This is a genomic window from Motilimonas sp. E26 (assembly GCF_021278025.1).
Lineage (GTDB): Bacteria > Pseudomonadota > Gammaproteobacteria > Enterobacterales > CBDFNC01 > Motilimonas.
This window is the reverse complement of record NZ_JAIBHJ010000078.1, coordinates 1-959: the sequence shown is the minus strand read 5'-3', so window position 1 is coordinate 959 and position 959 is coordinate 1. Positions and strand designations below refer to the sequence as shown.

The window sequence follows — 959 nt, the reverse complement described above, 5'->3', positions numbered from 1 at the left end:
AGGCGCTTGTACCAAAGAGCAAAGCCTGTTTTATCCCAGTACAACACTTTGATTTTGTCGCGCTGTTTGTTGGTGAACAGGAACAGGGCACCGCTTCCCAGGGGTAAATCAGTGTCACTTTCGATGATCGCCGCGAGGCCATTGATGGACTTTCTAAAATCGACACTTTCACGATGCAGATAAATCTCTGGTGCGCTGAGCATGCGTTTCATGATAGCGCACCGATGAGCTCTGCGAGATAGGCCGCTGGCGTGCCTTGTGGAATGCGCAGCTCTACATCATTGACGAGCAGCGTCATGTTAGCTGTTGCACTCTGAGCTTGATACTTGATCGTCTTTTCGACGACTTCTGCTCGGACAAAGCCTAGAGATACGTCAGTTTTATTGAGTTGCTGACGCTTGGCATAGAATGTTGAGGGGTTAAGTTCATTGAGCTTGCAAAATGCGAGTGTAGATAATGAACTTGATTCAGATTGCGCAATAAGGTTTTGCCATTCTTGGTTGGTGCGTCGTTTTCTCATCTCAAATCTCCTCATGGTTGGAGACTTGATCTTATTCTTCGTGCTAGGTGATTAGAATGCGGGGTTTATGATGCGCTTACTATTTATCGGAGCGATAACAGCGCTTTAGGGCGGTCCGACGTTTCGGCACGCATCCCCTGTGGCCTAGTTAATTCTCTGTATACGCTTCACCTATCTTGTTCGCTGAAAAAAACCAGCTCCGCCATAGGCGCAACACTCGATACGGGTGGTGAGTTAGACCTTACCCGACAGGGACTTGCCCCCTGCAAGATGCATCAAGCTTCGCTTGATGCACTAACGAGACTGTAGAATAACCCCCACAGCCAGATTTGACTAAAAAACGGGGCCCAGCAATCAATCCAAAGCGCTTTTAAGACAATAGGTAATGCATTTGGAACCCATAAAACAGGCTATATTTCTTAAAAAAGAGAAATTCTAC

2 protein-coding genes are annotated in these 959 nt (G+C 46.9%); both read right to left on the bottom strand.

Going from position 1 to position 959, the window contains the following annotated elements:
* Positions 1–212: IS66 family insertion sequence element accessory protein TnpB (gene tnpB, locus K1M91_RS21200; protein ID WP_232804249.1), on the bottom strand; the 212-nt coding region annotated here is incomplete at its 3' end.
* Positions 209–520, bottom strand: a complete 312-nt coding sequence (locus K1M91_RS21195; protein ID WP_232804248.1) for an IS66 family insertion sequence element accessory protein TnpB — start codon at positions 518–520, stop codon at positions 209–211. The genes tnpB and K1M91_RS21195, both read right to left, overlap by 4 nt.
* Between the last annotated feature and the right edge of the window lie 439 nt (positions 521–959).